A 15,965-nucleotide genomic window follows, 5' to 3' on the forward strand; every position below is an offset into this window, starting at 1 on the left:
GTTTTGTTAAATTTCGAAAGTTTGTCCTTTGTCGGGTATTTCAATCTGGTTATACCCTAATTGTTCAAGTGTAATTTTAAAGTTATTCATGGTGTTGTGTTCACCATGTACCAGAAATACCTTTTTTACTGTATTAATATCTTGCGAAGTCACGAAATTAGTCAAATCTTTGAAATCTCCATGTCCGCTGAATGCATCAATTCTAAGAATAGTGGCATTGACCGGGTATTTTTGCCCTCTTATGCTCAGCTCTTTTCGTTCACCGTTTAGTAATTTCCAACCCAGTGTGCCCTCACTCGCATAGCCAACCATCAGAATAGTGGCATATGGATTACTGATATTGGCCTCTATGTGGTGTTCTATACGGCCTCCTTGTACCATGCCCGATGCAGATATGATAATGCAGGGTTCGGCATGATTAGAGACGGCTTTACTTGCCTGATTGGACTCCAAATATATCAGATTCTCAAAATCAAACAAAGACTCATTTTCTTCCACGAATAACCGGGCATGTTTATTCAGTAGTTTCGAGCTCTTTTCATACACTCTGGAGCTCGCCTTTGCTAAGGGGCTGTCTGTAAAAACTTTGATGGGGGTAATGCCTTTCTCGGTATACAATTTATTGAGTGTATACAACATTGCCTGTGTACGCCCCACACTGAAAGAGGGGATGATTAAACGCCCTGGCACATCAATACATGCTTTTTGAATAATACCTGCCAGAATATTCCCGGCTTCGTCCTGGTCAATGTGCTGGCGGTCACCGTAGGTGGTTTCGGTAATCAGATAATCAACCGGTGGGAGTGGTTGCGGATCAATCAGTAAAGGGTAATTCTTGCGACCGATATCGCCCGAAAACCCGAGTGTTTTCTTCTGTCCGTCTTCCCAGAACTCAATATATATATGCGCAGCGCCTAGTAAATGCCCGGCCGGAATAAAAGTTACAAAGCCGTTGTCTTTAAATCTGAACCGCTGGTCGAAAGGAATCGGAACAAAATTTCCGATGGCTTCCTTCACCTGTCTGTCCAGATATAATTCACGCGTATCAATGTCCTTCCTTTTTTTCGAACGCTTCTTGCTGTCATGAATGAGCTTAAATTTACGCTGGTTTAACGAGGCGGAGTCAAGCAGCAATAGCTCACTTAAATCCATCGTGGCCCGGGTACATAATACCTGCCCTTCAAAGCCTTCTTTATATAGGTTCGGAATCTGACCCGAATGGTCAATGTGCGCGTGAGTAAGAATAACTAAGTTGATTAATGAAGGATCGAACGGAAAAATTCCGTATTCAAACTTAGGTTTTTCTGGATTATTTTCTCTTTCTAAATCAGTACCACAATCAATCAGGACTCTGTATTCATCATCAAACTCAAGTAGGGTCATACTACCTGTTACCTGCCTTGCCGCTCCCCAAAAAGTTATTTTCATACGAAAATGTTATCAGAATATGGTAAAATATCAAACAAACAAGTTTTTGCTTCATATTCAGGCACAAAAATACAGAAAGAAATCTTTTTTTTGCTAAGCATTTTTTTTAAATTCGTTATTATCAAATGCCTTTCCCAAACTCGCAGTATTTCCGATGAAGCTAATTTTATTTATTCTACTACAACTTGGTTCACCTCTTGAAAAGTTTCAGCAACTATTAGACAGTATTCAGAATGACCCCGAAATCAGCACAGGTACCGTAGCAGTCTCTATCCGTTCTGTGCAGACAGGTGCCTATAGAGTTCAATATAATGCCAATAAGTCGGTCAATTCAGCTTCAACACTCAAACTGGTTTCAACGGCTTCGGCTTTGTCGGTCTTGGGTGCAAATTACAGGTATCAGACCTTCGTAGAATATGACGGTTTCATTGCGGATAGTGTGTTGAAAGGTAATGTTTATATCAGAGGTACGGGCGATCCTTCACTCGGTTCTTCCAGAGTGGGGCTGGATTTTCATCAGGTTGTGAGTCTGTTTGCCCGGAGAATCAGAGATTTCGGAATCAAGAGAATTGAAGGATTGATATTGGGTGATGCAAGTATTTTTCCGGAAAACACGCTGGCGAACTCATGGGTGTGGGGCGACATAGGTAATTATTACGGAGCAGGGGTAAGTGGCCTTAATATCAACGAAAACCTGTATGAAATTCATTTCAAACCGGGTAAGTCTTTGGAAGCTGATGCTCCGCTGATAAGACTTTCGCCGGCTGTACCAGATATTACTTTTATTAATAAAGTAACAACAGCGGAACGCGGGTCGGGCGATAATGTGATTGTGTATAATACACCGCTCAGCAATACTATTCTTGCCGAAGGTACGGTACCTTTAGGTCCGGCATCATTTGTAGTGAAAGGCTCGTTGCCAGACCCTGCTTATTTTCTTGCCTATCATGTGCAGCAAAAATTCTTTGAACTGCAGGGTCAGGTGAGTGGTAGCGTAGTCAGCTGGGCACAGTATAAAGCCAGATTCAGAGAAGCCGGCAAACCCAGAAACCTGATTCTGAGTTATGACTCGCCTGCTATTTCAACCTTGGCGCAGCACTGTAATTTTCAGAGTATTAATCTGTATGCCGATGCTTTCCTGAAAACAGTTGGCTATGCACTGGTGAAAGATGCCGATTTTGGAGCCAGTTTGAAAGCCACCAAAAATTTATGGACTCAAAAAGGAGTAGATATGCAAGGATTTATGGTGCGCGACGGCAGCGGCTTGTCTCCGTCGGGGGTGCTTACTGCCAATAATCTGACAGACATTTTGTTTACCATGCACCGTGATAGTTCTTTCAACGATTTTTATGCTTCTATTCCGGTAGTTGGAATAAACGGTACGGTGCAGAATCTGGCCAAAGGCTCCAAAGCTGTGGGTAATGTGAGAGCAAAAAGTGGTTCAATTGCCAATACAAGAGCCTATTCAGGCTATTATACTGCTACCAATGGTGAGTTGATGTCATTTACGTTTATTATCAACCGCTATGCCGACGGCGCCGATAGAAAAGCAAGGAGATACCTGGAAGACATGATAAAACTGATGGTGTCTATCTGAGGCGTGAGTAAGATATTTAAACAGAAACTAATGCTATTGAGCTGCAATTTTAGATTGTTATTTTTAATTTCATACAGATAAATTTTACAGCCATGCCTTACCTGTCTGTCAACGATGTAAGCTATTATTATGAAGAAACCGGAAACGGCGATGAAACTATTGTATTTGCGCATGGACTGCTATGGAGCGGGCATATGTTTCATAAACAGGTAGCCTATTTTAAAGACCATTACCGGATTATTACGTATGACCACCGCGGGCAAGGAAAAACAGAAGGGCCTGCCGATGGATATGATATGGACACGCTCTACGAAGATGCGGTGGTGCTGATAGAAAAGCTGGTTGGTAAACCCGTAATTTTTGCAGGGCTTTCAATGGGAGGTTTTGTGGGGATGCGCCTGGCCGCGCGAAAACCGGAGTTGATTAAAAAACTTATTTTGCTTGAAACAACTGCAGATCCTGAGCCTGTCGAAAATGTACCTAAGTATAAGATGCTTAATAATATTGTAAAATACATTGGCTTTTTCCCTGTTGTTTCAAAAGTGATGGCAATTATGTTCGGGAAGAAGTTTCTGGATGATCCTGCCAGAACAGATGAGAAAAAATACTGGATAAAACAATTGAAGCAAAATAACAGGAAGCATATAACCCGGGCTGTGGAAGGAGTAATTTACAGAAAAGGCATTGCCGATGAAATACCACAGATTAAATGCCCTACCCTGATTATGGTTGGTGATCAGGATTCTGCCACTAAACCGGAGAAATCGCAAAAGATTCACGCACTCATCACAAATTCAAAACTTGTTGTTTTTGAAGGCGGCGGGCATACTTCATCTGTCGAAGAGCCTGAAGTGTATAATAGGGAAATCGAACAGTTTTTGAGCAATTAACGCGCATTGTTCATTTTGGCGTTCATGATTTGTCCTATTTCCAGGGCTTTCTTTTTTACAAACTCAGCACGTGGGCCTGCAAACAGTGTGTCAGTTGTTATAAACCATAACGCAAGCCATTTTTCAAAACGTTCAACTGTAAGGCCATGTTTCCGGTGGGCATCCATATGCACCCACATCATGCCACCATCGTAGCTGCCGGTCTGGAAAAGCCAGTTTTCCCAGAAATTAACCACTCTCGTAATATGCCTGTCCCATTCTTCTTCGGGCATTACAAAAACCGGAGCAAGGTCTGCGTCTTTATGTACTTTTTCGTAGAAGCTATTTACCAGATTCTCTACATCTGCTCTATTCTCAATATCGTTCATTACCGCTGAAATTTTTGCAAAGATACTTAAGAACCCCAAAAGAAAAGCTGATATAAATCATATTGGGAGGTTTTAGAAATATTTCTAAAAAAATATATCAAATAAATTTGTCAAAATGTAAAATATACTTTACTTTTGGTCTGTTAAAATTTACATATAATTAAAACATTACAAAATTATGGAAGCCAGGTTCTTATTTCCTCATCGTTACAAATTAATTGGGTGGATTATTGCTATCCCATCCCTTATTCTGGGGTTATTTATTATGTTTGGTAATTTTGAAATCGATTTACTCACCGTTAAGCTGCCTTTTCATTATGTGTTTTCCGATACTTTTACACTAGGTAATAGCAAAACTAACATTGATGAGCAGGTTTCAATATTGAATCTTACAGATGAAATAGCGTCGGTCGGTACCATTATCGGCCTACTTTTTATTGCTTTTTCAAGAGTAAAAATTGAAGATGAGTATGTATCTAAAACAAGACTGGAATCGTTGCAATGGGCAATCTACCTCAATTTTGGGCTCTTGACACTGGCAACTATTTTCATTCATGGCGGGGCATTCTTCAGTGTCATCATCTACAACATGTTTACCCCACTGATTTTTTTCATAATCAGGTTTCATTACATTCTATTTATTAAGCCGGGGTTCGAGTCGAAAGGAAAACTACAAAACAACTGAAGGCATGAAAAACAGGATCAGAATTGAAAGGGCTATTCTTGATATCACACAAGCAGATTTAGCCGGGCGTATTCAGGTGAGTCGGCAGACCATCAATGCGATAGAAAGCAATAAATATGTGCCTTCAGCTATACTGGCTATGAAAATTGCCAGGGTTTTCGAAAAAAAAGTAGAAGAGATTTTTGAGCTGGATGAGAATGACTGATTGAGTTTCGCACCGTAACCACATTAAATCATATAACAGTTATGATACTTTTGGAACGGTTTGTCTCTATACAATAATTATGAAAAAGTTTACCAAACCCTCACGCAAGCAGTGAGGGTTTGGTAGTTTATAAGCTATGCCGATAGCATGCTTTATAATATTCTACGGATTATTAGCTTACGATTATTGATTATTTCTGCACTTTAGCATTTGAATCGTCTTTGGATTGCTTGCCTGATGTATAAAATTATGGAGCTTTCAGTATTGCATGTGGCGCAGGAACTTCGTTAGTTGACTTTCAGTTGAATAATAGAGAAGAAGTATAATTATATAGCGCATTTGAATAGTTATATTTTGTGTCGGTGTAAAGCAAAATTTATTACCATTCAATATTTAATTCGATTTATCGTTTTTCGTTTTCATCAGAAGCCGTTATTTTTAGGAATTTGTAAAACAGCTCATTATGGTTGAGTCTCAAAGGTCAGGCAAGGGCAGATTATAAAATTCGATTTGAAATCTTATAGCTATAGAATGTCAGAGTTCCTCAGAAATTTTTTTAAACGATTCTTATTCTTACTGAATATGATGCTTGCTTTGTATACACTGTTAGTGTATCAGCTAAGTTATTCAGTGAGTGTTAAGCATTGGTTAGGAGGATTCCTTACTTTATCATTACCTCTGGCATGGCTTGGGAATATCTTTTTTATTCTCCTCTGGACTTTCAGGAAATCTCGCAGAGCATTTATATCACTAGGCGTTTTGTTGATTGGTTATCCGCTGCTTCTCAGAACATTTACCTGGCACAGGGCAGATGATACAGAACAGGGAAAAAGAATTTCTGTATTGACTTATAATCTTATGTGGTCTGATACAGAACTGTATGATCCACAAAAGCACCCGACTCATGCCGTCGATATAATGGAAACGGCAATGGGAATAGATGCCGATATCAAATGTGTTCAGGAACTATTCAATTTAAAAAGATGGGAGTTCTCTCTGATTAAAAGGTTCAGAGAACAAAACAAGTATTATACTTATGTCCACTCAACACCTGGTAACGATGAGGGGCAGGGGTCAATCGGTTTGGCAATTTTTTCGAAGTATCCCATTATAAGAAAAGAAGAAAAACACTGGTCGACTAATCACAATGGAATTTTAGCTGCAGATATTCTGGTCGATAAAGACACGATAAGAGTAATAAACATTCAATTGAAGTCGATGGGAGTGCGAGTTAACAGAGTGCTGGATGCAGGTGATGATAAAGAAAAAGCTAAAAAGGAAGCAAAGAACATTTATCGTCAGTTAAGAGAAGGATTCAGCGCCAGAATTATACAGACAATAGAGCTTGAAAACTGGATAAAATCCAGCCCTTATCCGGTTATACTAACGGGCGATTTTAATGAGGTGCCTTACGGCTATGCGTATGGCAGAGTCAGTAAGTATCTGAAAAATGCCTTTGAAGAAAAAGGACGCGGTTTTGGTTTTACTTATCATTATCCTCCGGGCTTCTTAAGAATTGACAATCAGTTTTTCGATGACGAGCACTTCGAAGTGAAAAAATTCAAAACATATTCTGATAAACCTTATTCAGATCACTATCCTGTCTGGGCAGAATACATTATCAAAAAATAAGCCTTAAAACTTTCCTTATTACTTAATAGCTGTACTAAAAAAAATTAATGGAGAAACTACATCAGGTTGCTTTAACGTTGGTTGAAGGTATCGGGAGCATCATGTTCCGTCAATTAATTAGTCATTTCGGGTCGGCTGAAAATGTTTTCAAAGCCAAAACCGAAAAATTACTGAAGATTCCCGGTGTAGGAAAACAGATTCTGGAAGGTTTAAAACAATCTTCACTTCTTTTAAAAGCCGAAGCTATTCTGAACGAAGCCGAGAAACAGCAGACCCAACTCTATTTTTCTACAGATAAGGATTATCCTGCAAGACTTAAAAGCCTATACGACGCCCCGGCTATTCTGTATTTCAAAGGAAACGGAGATTTAAGCGCAAAACGATCGATCGGAATTGTTGGAACCAGACAGGCCTCTGACTATGGAAAAAAAATAACTGCGGAAATTGTAGAACAACTGAAACATTTGGACATATGCGTTGTAAGCGGCCTGGCCTATGGTATTGATATTGCAGCTCATAAAGCGGCGCTTGACAATTACCTGCCCACCATTGGGGTAATGGCAAGTGGTCTTGACATTATGTATCCGGCGGCGCATAAAAAATACGCAGATCAGATGCTTGCCAATGGAGGCATACTATCTGAGAATCCGTTTGGTATGAAACCTATACGGAATTTGTTTATTGCCAGAAACCGCATTATTGCAGGCTTGAGTGATATTGTAATTGTGGTAGAATCGGCTGATAAAGGAGGGGCACTGGTTACTGCCGATTTTGCGAACAATTATCATCGGGAGGTTTTTGCTGTACCCGGCAGCCTGGAGAATAAGTATTCAGTCGGGTGCCATCAATTAATCAGAGAAAACAAAGCTAATATATTCACAGAAGTGAATGACATTGTAAATGCAATGAACTGGGATACAGAAGGCAATGGCTCATCTAAAAATAAGTATAAAGAAGCTGAAATAGACCTGAGCCAGTTTACACAGGAAGAAGGGCAGGTAATTGCCTGCCTACGAACCACCGGCGAAATGCATATTGATAACCTGAGCTGGCAAACACAAATACCCGTCAACCGATTGGCCTCACTTTTATTAAATCTTGAGTTTCAGGGTATTATAAAAACTACTGCCGGTAAAAAGTTCGGATTAAAATAATCAGAAATTAATAATATTTAACAAACAGCTGTAAACCATTGTGATTCATAATACGTTATTAAAATAACCCCCGAAAACGTAATTATAGCATATATATAGTGAACCTGATTAAAAAACTGAGTGGCAGAACAAAGCGGTTTTTGATTTTTGCCACCCTTAGCGTTTCTCTTGCGTCTTGTTTCAGCCGATGGATTATGACGGAGTCTGAGTTGAAGGAGCATTATCGTGACCGGCTCGCAAAGCCTTTGTATCACATGGTTGAGAACGACTCCCTGAAACTACATTTTGTAACATTTGGCTCTGATACCGCCCAACCTGTGTTATTTATTCATGGCGCGCCCGGCTCATGGGATGGCTACATGAATATGCTGGATGATAGTGCATTGCAGCATAGCTATCATTTAATTTCTGTCGACAGACCCGGATATGGCAAGTCTCAGAAAAAGCCGAAAAAGAAAGTATATAGTCTGGCCGAACAGGCTCATGCTATCAGTCTGGCGCTCAGGAGCAACCATTCCGGCAAAAAAGCCATTGTTGTGGGTCGTTCTTATGGAGCACCGGTAGCTGCCGAACTGGCCGCGTTGTATCCGCAGTTGGTTAAGAAAGTAATATTGCTTTCGCCTGCTATTGACCCCGATACCGAGAAATTCTGGTGGTTTTCAAAATATGGTAAGCTGTTTCTGGTAAGATGGTTTTTACCCGAACGCATGAATACTGCCACCGACGAAAAATATGCGCATGTAGCTGAATTAAAAAAACTCAAAAATGAATGGCCCAAGATTCAGTCGGATGTGACCGTGATGTGTGGAGGAAAAGACTGGATTGTTGATACTTCAAACTTTTCTTATGCGAAAAAAGTGTTGACGGGTAAAAATGCCCGCTTTATTTTCATACCCGATTCAGGACACCTGATTTCATCTTCCCGACCCGACCTTGTGAAAAAGGAGATTTGCGGAGAAGAAGAATTAAAAGAGTCATTGGGAAATTGAGGTAGTATCCAGAAACCCCGGATGCAGTAGTGTACCATTCCGGTCTGGGATTCAATTAACAAAAGAGAAAATATTGTCATAATTGCGGTTCGGAAAACCGAATCAATCGTCTGATCACCCGGATTCCGTCCGGGTGATTTTTTGTATATCTTTGAATCTTTACCCGTTTCAGTGTATCTTTAATGCCGACACATAATTCAATCAATAAACATGAAAAACCTTTTCTTCTGTTTTGTTTTACTGACAACCAGTGTATCAATATCTGCGCAAGACAGCAAAAGTAAAATGCTCGAAAGCATCGCCAAAAAAGAAATGTATTATGGCACTATAGCCAAAAAAATATGGAATTATGCCGAAGTGGGTTATCAGGAGACCAGGAGCTCGGCACTTCTGCAGGAGACCTTATCGAAAGAGGGTTTTACAATTCAGAAGGGTGTGGCTGATATTCCAACCGCCTTTGTGGCTTCATTTGGTGAGGGCAAGCCTGTAATCGGTATTTTAGGTGAGTATGATGCCTTGCCGGGCCTTTCTCAGGATTCAACGGCCGACCAGAAGTCGATTGGTGGTACGGCAGGACACGCTTGCGGGCACCATTTGTTTGGTACAGCATCTGCGGCTGCAGCCATAGCTGTGAAGGAATACATGAAAGCCAATAATATTAAAGGTACTGTTCGTTTTTATGGTTGTCCGGCCGAAGAAGGTGGCTCAGGCAAAGTTTATATGGTCCGGGCAGGACTCTTCAATGATGTCGATGCCGTTTTGCACTGGCATCCCAACTCAATTAATTCAGCCAGTTTTGGTAATTCTTTAGCCAACAAATCGGGTAAGTTCAGATTCTATGGTGTTTCAGCACATGCATCTATGGCACCTGAAAAAGGTCGGTCTGCCTTAGACGGAGTAGAAGCCATGAACAATATGGTGAATATGCTCCGCGAACATGTTCCTTCGGATTCGCGCATTCACTACGTAATAACCAATGGAGGAAAAGCGCCCAATGTAGTACCCGATTTTGCAGAAGTCTACTACTATGCACGTAATCCACGGCGGGATGTGGTAATGGATGTGTGGTCACGCATTGAAAAAGCTGCAAAAGGAGCCGCACTTGGAACCGATACCCGGGTTGAATGGGAATTAACAGGGGGCACTTACGAATTACTCTACAACGAAACACTGGCGCAGGTGATGCAAAATAATCTGACCAGAATAGGGGGCTTAACTTATACTGCTGAAGAAAGGACATTTGCAGAACAACTCTCGAAAAGTTTAGGAGCAGACCGCCTGAAATATGAAGACGCCTCAGATATTAAGCCTCTCGTTAACGAAAAAGGTGGGTCTGGCGGCTCGACCGATGTAGGTGATGTAAGCTGGACTGTACCAACCGTTGGACTAAGTGTATCCACCTGGGTACCGGGTACACCCGCACATAGCTGGCAGGCAGTAGCCGCAGGCGGCATGAGTATTGGCCGGAAAGGTATGATTATAGCGGCCAAAACTATGGCACTGACAGTCACTCAATTATTTGAAAGCCCCGAAACTCTTAAAAAGGCGAAGGAAGAATTTTTGAAGGTCAGAGGTGAAAATTTTAAGTACACATCTCTATTAGGTGATAGAAAACCGGCACTGGATTATAGGAAGTGATATTAAGCGCAAGAAAAGAACCACAAATACGAAAAATGCCCTATTCTTCAGAATTCAAGAATAGGGCATTTTTATGATGTACTATCGCTACAGGTTTTCTCTGGTTTTTATCCCATTTCTTCTCACAATATATGCGGGCACTCCAACAACTGTGCAATCGCTGGGTACATTTTTTACGACTACTGCATTGGCTCCTACGATTGAATTATCACCTACTGTTACCTTACCTATTACTTTAGCCCCTGCATTAATAGTGACATTATTTCCTAATGTGGGGCGGTCTGTTACGTTAGAAAAACCAATAGTTACCTGTTGGTTTATCCAACAGTCTTTTCCGATAGATTCTGCTCCAATCGTTGTTGCAAAGCCGTGTTGAATGAATAAGCCCGGGCCGACGTTTTTTGTTCTGATAAAAAGTGTGTTTACTTTCGGGCACATCCATGCAATCAGTGATGAATACCCTTTCCCTATTCTATAGTAAAACAGGTTTCTGAATTCTGGGTAGGTTTTCATCAGAAATATAAAGCCAAAAAATACGTTTTCACTTCTTGCAAACCTTACGATTTCTGCCCAGCGTTTTATATCGTAATGAATGATTTCTTTTTGGCTATGTGTATTTAAAAGAATAATGTGCGGAATAAGTCTTAGTATATAGAGTAGAATTGAAATTCTTATAAGGATTCGTGTCATGATTATTCTGAATTGGAGATGAATCTATCCGAATATTGAAGTTAAAAGCAGCATTTCGTTATTCAGACAAGTGAAGTTTTGGGCTGTTATCTTATCCTCAAATTTTGATTTGTTTTCTGAACTATTAGAAATCCGGCAAAATCAAACATCAAACTTTGTTTCATTCTTAATCTCGCTCATTACAAAAATACTGTGAGTGCTGCCGATATTTTCAAGAGAAGCCAGCTTGTTCATCAGGAAACTCTGGTATTCGCGCATATCATCGACCACCACTTTTATCATAAAATCATATTCGCCTGAAATGTTGTGGCATTCAATTACCTCCACCAGTTTCACGATCTGCTCCACAAACTTTTTACCGGCTTCCTGTGCGTGCTCTTTCAGCCTGATATTGCAAAACACCATCAGGTCTTTTCCGATTTTTTCCCGGTCAATTACTGCCACGTATTTTTTTATCACGCCATCGTTTTCCAGGCGTCGCACACGCTCATATACGGGTGTGGGTGACAGGTTCAGACGAGAAGCCAGTTCTTTGGTTGTCAAATGTGCGTTCTCCTGCAGGTATTTTAAAATATCGCGGTCTGTAGCATCCAGTTTTTGCATAGATAAAATGTCGTTTTAAGCAAATATTTCCATCAAATTTAAAAATAAATCTGGTAAGTGTTCTAACTAATTTAGATATTTTATCTATTTTATTAAATTTTTTCAAAAAATCAATCTTTAAATAGTATTTTTGTAGGATAAATTTTGTTGTTGAGCCATAGGGTGATATACACCTGATGGCGAAACTTAAATGATACTGAAAGTGACCGACATTCGCGAAATTCTAAAAGACAGGATTCTGGTTCTAGACGGAGCCATGGGTTCTTTGATTCAACAATATAAACTGGGCGATGCAGACTACCGCGGAGAAAAATTCCGTGATTTCCCGCATGAAGTGAAAGGAAACAACGATATGCTTTCTATTACACGCCCCGATGTAATCAAAGAAATCCATGCCCAATATTTTGAAGCAGGAGCTGATATTGCAGAAACCAATACCTTTTCTTCTACTTCTGTTGCCATGGCCGATTATCACATGGAAGACTACGTGTATGAACTGAATTATGAGTCGGCAAAAATAGCTAGTGAAGTAGCTGCAGAATTTACGGCGCGGAATCCGGACAAACCCCGTTTTGTAGCCGGTTCTATCGGGCCAACTAACCGCACTTTGTCGTTATCGCCCGATGTGAACGACCCCGGTTATCGTGCCATTACTTTCGATGAACTGGTTGATGCCTATTATGAACAGATACAAGGCCTGGTTGATGGTGGTGCTGATGTATTGCTGGTGGAAACTATCTTCGATACGCTGAATGCCAAAGCGGCTCTTTTTGCCATAGATTTATACGATTCTGATAAAAGAAAAGGAACCATCCGTCCGCTGAGAAGCAAGTCTATTCCGAAACAAGATAACACAAATGCACCTTTAGCTAAGAAAGAGATCAGAATCCCTGTGATGGTGTCAGGTACTATTACCGATGCCTCGGGTAGAACATTATCCGGCCAGACTACCGAAGCCTTCCTGACGTCAGTATCTCACATCGATCTGCTTTCAATTGGTCTGAATTGTGCACTGGGTGCCGATTTGATGCGGCCGTATGTACAGATTCTGGCTAAAGAAGCGCCATTTCTGGTATCGGCTCACCCTAATGCTGGTTTGCCTAACGAAATGGGAGAATACGACCAATCGCCGGAAGAAATGGCCGACATCGTAGAAGATTTCCTACAGAACGGATTCATGAATATCATCGGTGGTTGCTGCGGTACCACACCTGCCCACATCAAAGCCATTGCAGAAGTAGCGCAAAAATACAAACCGCGCGTGATACCTGAGTCTGAACCGATTCAGAAATTATCAGGATTGGAGCCATTGAAAATAACCAGAGAATCAAATTATGTGAATATAGGCGAGCGCTGTAATGTGACAGGTTCGAAAAAATTTGCCCGTTTGATTCGCGAGAGTAAATATGATGAAGCTATTTCTGTTGCACGTGAACAGGTAGAAGGAGGAGCACAGGTAATAGACGTAAACCTTGACGAAGGGATGATTGATGGCGTAGAAGCCATGAAGACATTCCTGAATCTGCTAATGGCCGAGCCGGACATTGCCCGCCTGCCAATTATGATTGACTCATCTAAATGGGAAGTGATAGAGGCCGGACTGAAATGTGTGCAGGGTAAGTCAATTGTAAACTCAATATCACTCAAAGAGGGCGAGGAGAAATTTAAAGAATCGGCAGAGAAGATAAAACGCTATGGCGCCTCAGCGGTTGTAATGGCATTTGATGAACAAGGTCAGGCCGATTCATATGAACGACGTGTGGAAATCTGCAAACGTGCCTATGACATTCTGGTGAATGAGTTGCATTTTCCCCCACAGGATATCATCTTCGACCCAAATATTCTTACCGTTGCTACAGGTATAGAGGAGCATAACAACTATGCAGTTGATTTCATCAATGCAACCCGTTGGATAAAAGAGAATCTACCGTATGCGAAAGTATCAGGTGGAGTATCTAATATTTCATTCAGTTTCAGAGGGAACGAACCCGTGCGTGAAGCCATGCACACGGTTTTCTTATACTACGCTATTAAAGCAGGCATGGACATGGGTATTGTGAATGCGGGTCAGCTGGGTGTGTATGATGACATACCTAAAGACATGCTTGAACTCTGTGAAGATGTGTTATTGAACCGCCGCCCGGATGCTACGGAGAGACTAGTAACCTTTGCGGAAACGGTGAAGTCGAAAGGGAAAGAACAGGTAATTGATAATGCCTGGCGGGAGCTGCCTGTTGGCAAGCGTCTTGAGCATGCCTTAGTGAAAGGTCTGGCCGAATATATTGATGAAGATGTAGAAGAAGCCCGCCAACAATTTGACCGCCCGATACAAGTAATTGAAGGCCCGCTAATGGATGGGATGAATGTAGTAGGTGACTTGTTCGGTGCCGGAAAAATGTTTTTGCCGCAAGTAGTAAAATCGGCGCGGGTGATGAAAAAAGCGGTAGCTTATCTGTTACCATTTATTGAAGAAGAAAAAGCCGGAGGCGAGAGTTCAAGTGCCGGAAGAATATTGATGGCGACTGTGAAAGGTGATGTACATGATATCGGTAAAAATATTGTTGGCGTAGTATTGGGTTGTAACAATTACGAAATAATTGACCTGGGTGTAATGGTACCTACCGATAAGATTCTGGCTGAGGCTAAGAAACATAATGTAGATATCATCGGTCTGTCAGGACTGATCACGCCGAGTCTTGATGAAATGGTAGGCGTAGCCAAAGAAATGGAACGGCAGGGCTTTAAAATGCCATTATTGATTGGAGGAGCTACCACTTCTCGTATTCACACAGCGGTTAAAATAGACCCGCATTATTCAGGCCCAGTTATTCACGTATTAGATGCCTCCAAAAGTGTACCGGTGGCGGGCCGGTTGATGCAGAATGAGCAGACACACCAGCAGATTTTTGATGAAATTAAAATGCAATATGCCAACCTGCGTGTTGAACATGCCAGCAGGCAGAAAGATAAAAATTTTATCAGCATTGAAAAAGCACGTGAGAATCATGTGCCGATTGACTGGAAGAATTTCCAGGCGGTTAAACCTAAGTTTTTGGGAACCAGGGTTTTTGAGAATTACGATTTAGCCGAAATTGCAAAATACATAGACTGGACGCCGTTCTTCCAAACCTGGCAGTTACATGGTAAATATCCGAAGATTTTCAATGATGAAGTAGTAGGAGCAGAGGCTAAAAAGCTATTTGATGATGCGCAGAAGATGTTGAAAAAAGTAATTACTGAAAAATCTTTGAAAGCACAGGCAGTGATTGGGTTTTACCCGGCCAATTCTGATGGTGACGATATTGTATTACATGATTATGAAGAATATTCGTATGATCTTGCCGGACAAGGCAGTCTGAAAGGAACAGGTTACAGGATATTGAGCAATACTGCCGTATCTGAAGACGGTGAGTTGGTTGAGAACAATACTTCTGTGGCTACTTTACATCACTTACGCCAGCAGAACCAGAAAGCACAAAACCTGCCGAACCTCTGTTTATCAGATTTTATTGCGCCTGTGAGTTCCCATAAAGAAGATTATATCGGTGCTTTTGCCGTTACAGCCGGACTAGGCATAGAGGCCTTGCTGGAGCAATATGAAAAAGACCATGACGATTACAATTCTATCATGCTCAAAGCTATTGCGGATCGTTTGGCAGAAGCGTTTACCGAACTGATGCACGAGAAAGTGCGTAAAGAGTACTGGGGTTATGTAACCAATGAAGAACTGGACAACGATGAATTGATTTCTGAAAAATATCAGGGGATTCGTCCTGCCCCGGGTTATCCGGCTTGTCCTGACCATACCGAAAAGCGCACCTTGTTCAACCTGCTGGAAGCTGAAAAGATAGGAATTGAACTCACCGAAAGCTTTGCCATGTATCCGGCTAGTTCAGTGAGCGGTTGGTATTTCTCTCATCCAGAAAGCAAATACTTCACTATCGGTAAAATCAGCAAAGATCAGGTGGTGGATTATGCCCAACGTAAAAATATGACGGTAGAAGACGTTGAAAAATGGCTGAGCCCGGTTTTAAATTATGATTAAGAATTATAAATAACAATATCAGAAAGGCAACCCGAGAGGGT

Annotated in this window: 13 protein-coding genes; 9 read left to right on the top strand and 4 right to left on the bottom strand. The window is 41.2% G+C overall.

The window, feature by feature from the left end:
- Positions 1–6 precede the first annotated feature (6 nt).
- Positions 7–1,428: an MBL fold metallo-hydrolase gene (locus tag AC1RRY_RS07855; protein WP_492816719.1), complete on the bottom strand. Its 1,422-nt coding sequence runs from the start codon at positions 1,426–1,428 to the stop codon at positions 7–9.
- Positions 1,429–1,582: 154 nt separating this feature from the next.
- Here AC1RRY_RS07855 and dacB point away from each other — a divergent pair, with 154 nt between their 5' ends.
- Complete coding sequence (gene dacB / locus AC1RRY_RS07860) at positions 1,583–3,025, top strand: D-alanyl-D-alanine carboxypeptidase/D-alanyl-D-alanine endopeptidase (protein ID WP_492816717.1); 1,443 nt, start codon at positions 1,583–1,585, stop codon at positions 3,023–3,025.
- Between the two features lie 92 nt (positions 3,026–3,117).
- On the top strand, positions 3,118–3,915 hold the full coding sequence (locus AC1RRY_RS07865; protein ID WP_492816715.1) for an alpha/beta fold hydrolase: 798 nt from the start codon (positions 3,118–3,120) through the stop codon (positions 3,913–3,915).
- On the opposite strand, the gene AC1RRY_RS07870 is transcribed toward AC1RRY_RS07865, so the two are convergent.
- The gene (locus AC1RRY_RS07870; RefSeq protein ID WP_492816713.1) at positions 3,912–4,283 is read right to left on the bottom strand and encodes a group III truncated hemoglobin; all 372 of its coding nucleotides are present in this window, start codon (positions 4,281–4,283) and stop codon (positions 3,912–3,914) included. The two genes, AC1RRY_RS07865 and AC1RRY_RS07870, sit on opposite strands and share 4 nt — an antisense overlap.
- Before the next feature lie 178 nt (positions 4,284–4,461).
- Here AC1RRY_RS07870 and AC1RRY_RS07875 point away from each other — a divergent pair, with 178 nt between their 5' ends.
- From AC1RRY_RS07875 to AC1RRY_RS07900, 6 genes are all read left to right on the top strand, one after another.
- Positions 4,462–4,968, top strand: a complete 507-nt coding sequence (locus AC1RRY_RS07875; protein ID WP_492816711.1) for a hypothetical protein — start codon at positions 4,462–4,464, stop codon at positions 4,966–4,968.
- 4 nt (positions 4,969–4,972) lie between these two features.
- Positions 4,973–5,173: a helix-turn-helix transcriptional regulator gene (locus AC1RRY_RS07880; RefSeq protein ID WP_492816709.1), complete on the top strand. Its 201-nt coding sequence runs from the start codon at positions 4,973–4,975 to the stop codon at positions 5,171–5,173.
- A 531-nt stretch (positions 5,174–5,704) separates the two neighbouring features.
- Positions 5,705–6,805: an endonuclease/exonuclease/phosphatase family protein gene (locus tag AC1RRY_RS07885; protein WP_492816707.1), complete on the top strand. Its 1,101-nt coding sequence runs from the start codon at positions 5,705–5,707 to the stop codon at positions 6,803–6,805.
- A 47-nt stretch (positions 6,806–6,852) separates the two neighbouring features.
- Positions 6,853–7,959 (top strand): DNA-processing protein DprA, encoded by a 1,107-nt coding sequence (gene dprA / locus AC1RRY_RS07890; protein ID WP_492816705.1) that lies wholly within the window; start codon positions 6,853–6,855, stop codon positions 7,957–7,959.
- Between the two features lie 98 nt (positions 7,960–8,057).
- Positions 8,058–8,948 (top strand): alpha/beta fold hydrolase, encoded by an 891-nt coding sequence (locus tag AC1RRY_RS07895; RefSeq protein WP_492816703.1) that lies wholly within the window; start codon positions 8,058–8,060, stop codon positions 8,946–8,948.
- A 210-nt stretch (positions 8,949–9,158) separates the two neighbouring features.
- Positions 9,159–10,586 carry an amidohydrolase gene (locus AC1RRY_RS07900; protein WP_492816701.1) on the top strand — a complete coding sequence of 476 codons (1,428 nt, stop codon included), beginning with the start codon at positions 9,159–9,161 and terminating at the stop codon, positions 10,584–10,586.
- A gap of 87 nt (positions 10,587–10,673) precedes the next feature.
- Here AC1RRY_RS07900 and AC1RRY_RS07905 read toward each other — a convergent pair whose 3' ends face one another.
- Positions 10,674–11,276, bottom strand: a complete 603-nt coding sequence (locus tag AC1RRY_RS07905; RefSeq protein ID WP_492816699.1) for a serine O-acetyltransferase — start codon at positions 11,274–11,276, stop codon at positions 10,674–10,676.
- A gap of 141 nt (positions 11,277–11,417) precedes the next feature.
- Positions 11,418–11,879, bottom strand: a complete 462-nt coding sequence (locus AC1RRY_RS07910) for an Lrp/AsnC family transcriptional regulator (RefSeq protein WP_492816697.1) — start codon at positions 11,877–11,879, stop codon at positions 11,418–11,420.
- Between the two features lie 256 nt (positions 11,880–12,135).
- Here AC1RRY_RS07910 and metH point away from each other — a divergent pair, with 256 nt between their 5' ends.
- Entirely contained in the window at positions 12,136–15,924 is a 3,789-nt protein-coding gene (gene metH / locus AC1RRY_RS07915) for a methionine synthase (RefSeq protein WP_492892856.1), read from the top strand.
- The last annotated feature ends 41 nt before the right edge of the window (positions 15,925–15,965 follow it).

Source organism: Emticicia sp. GW821-FHT11C11, from assembly GCF_058808615.1.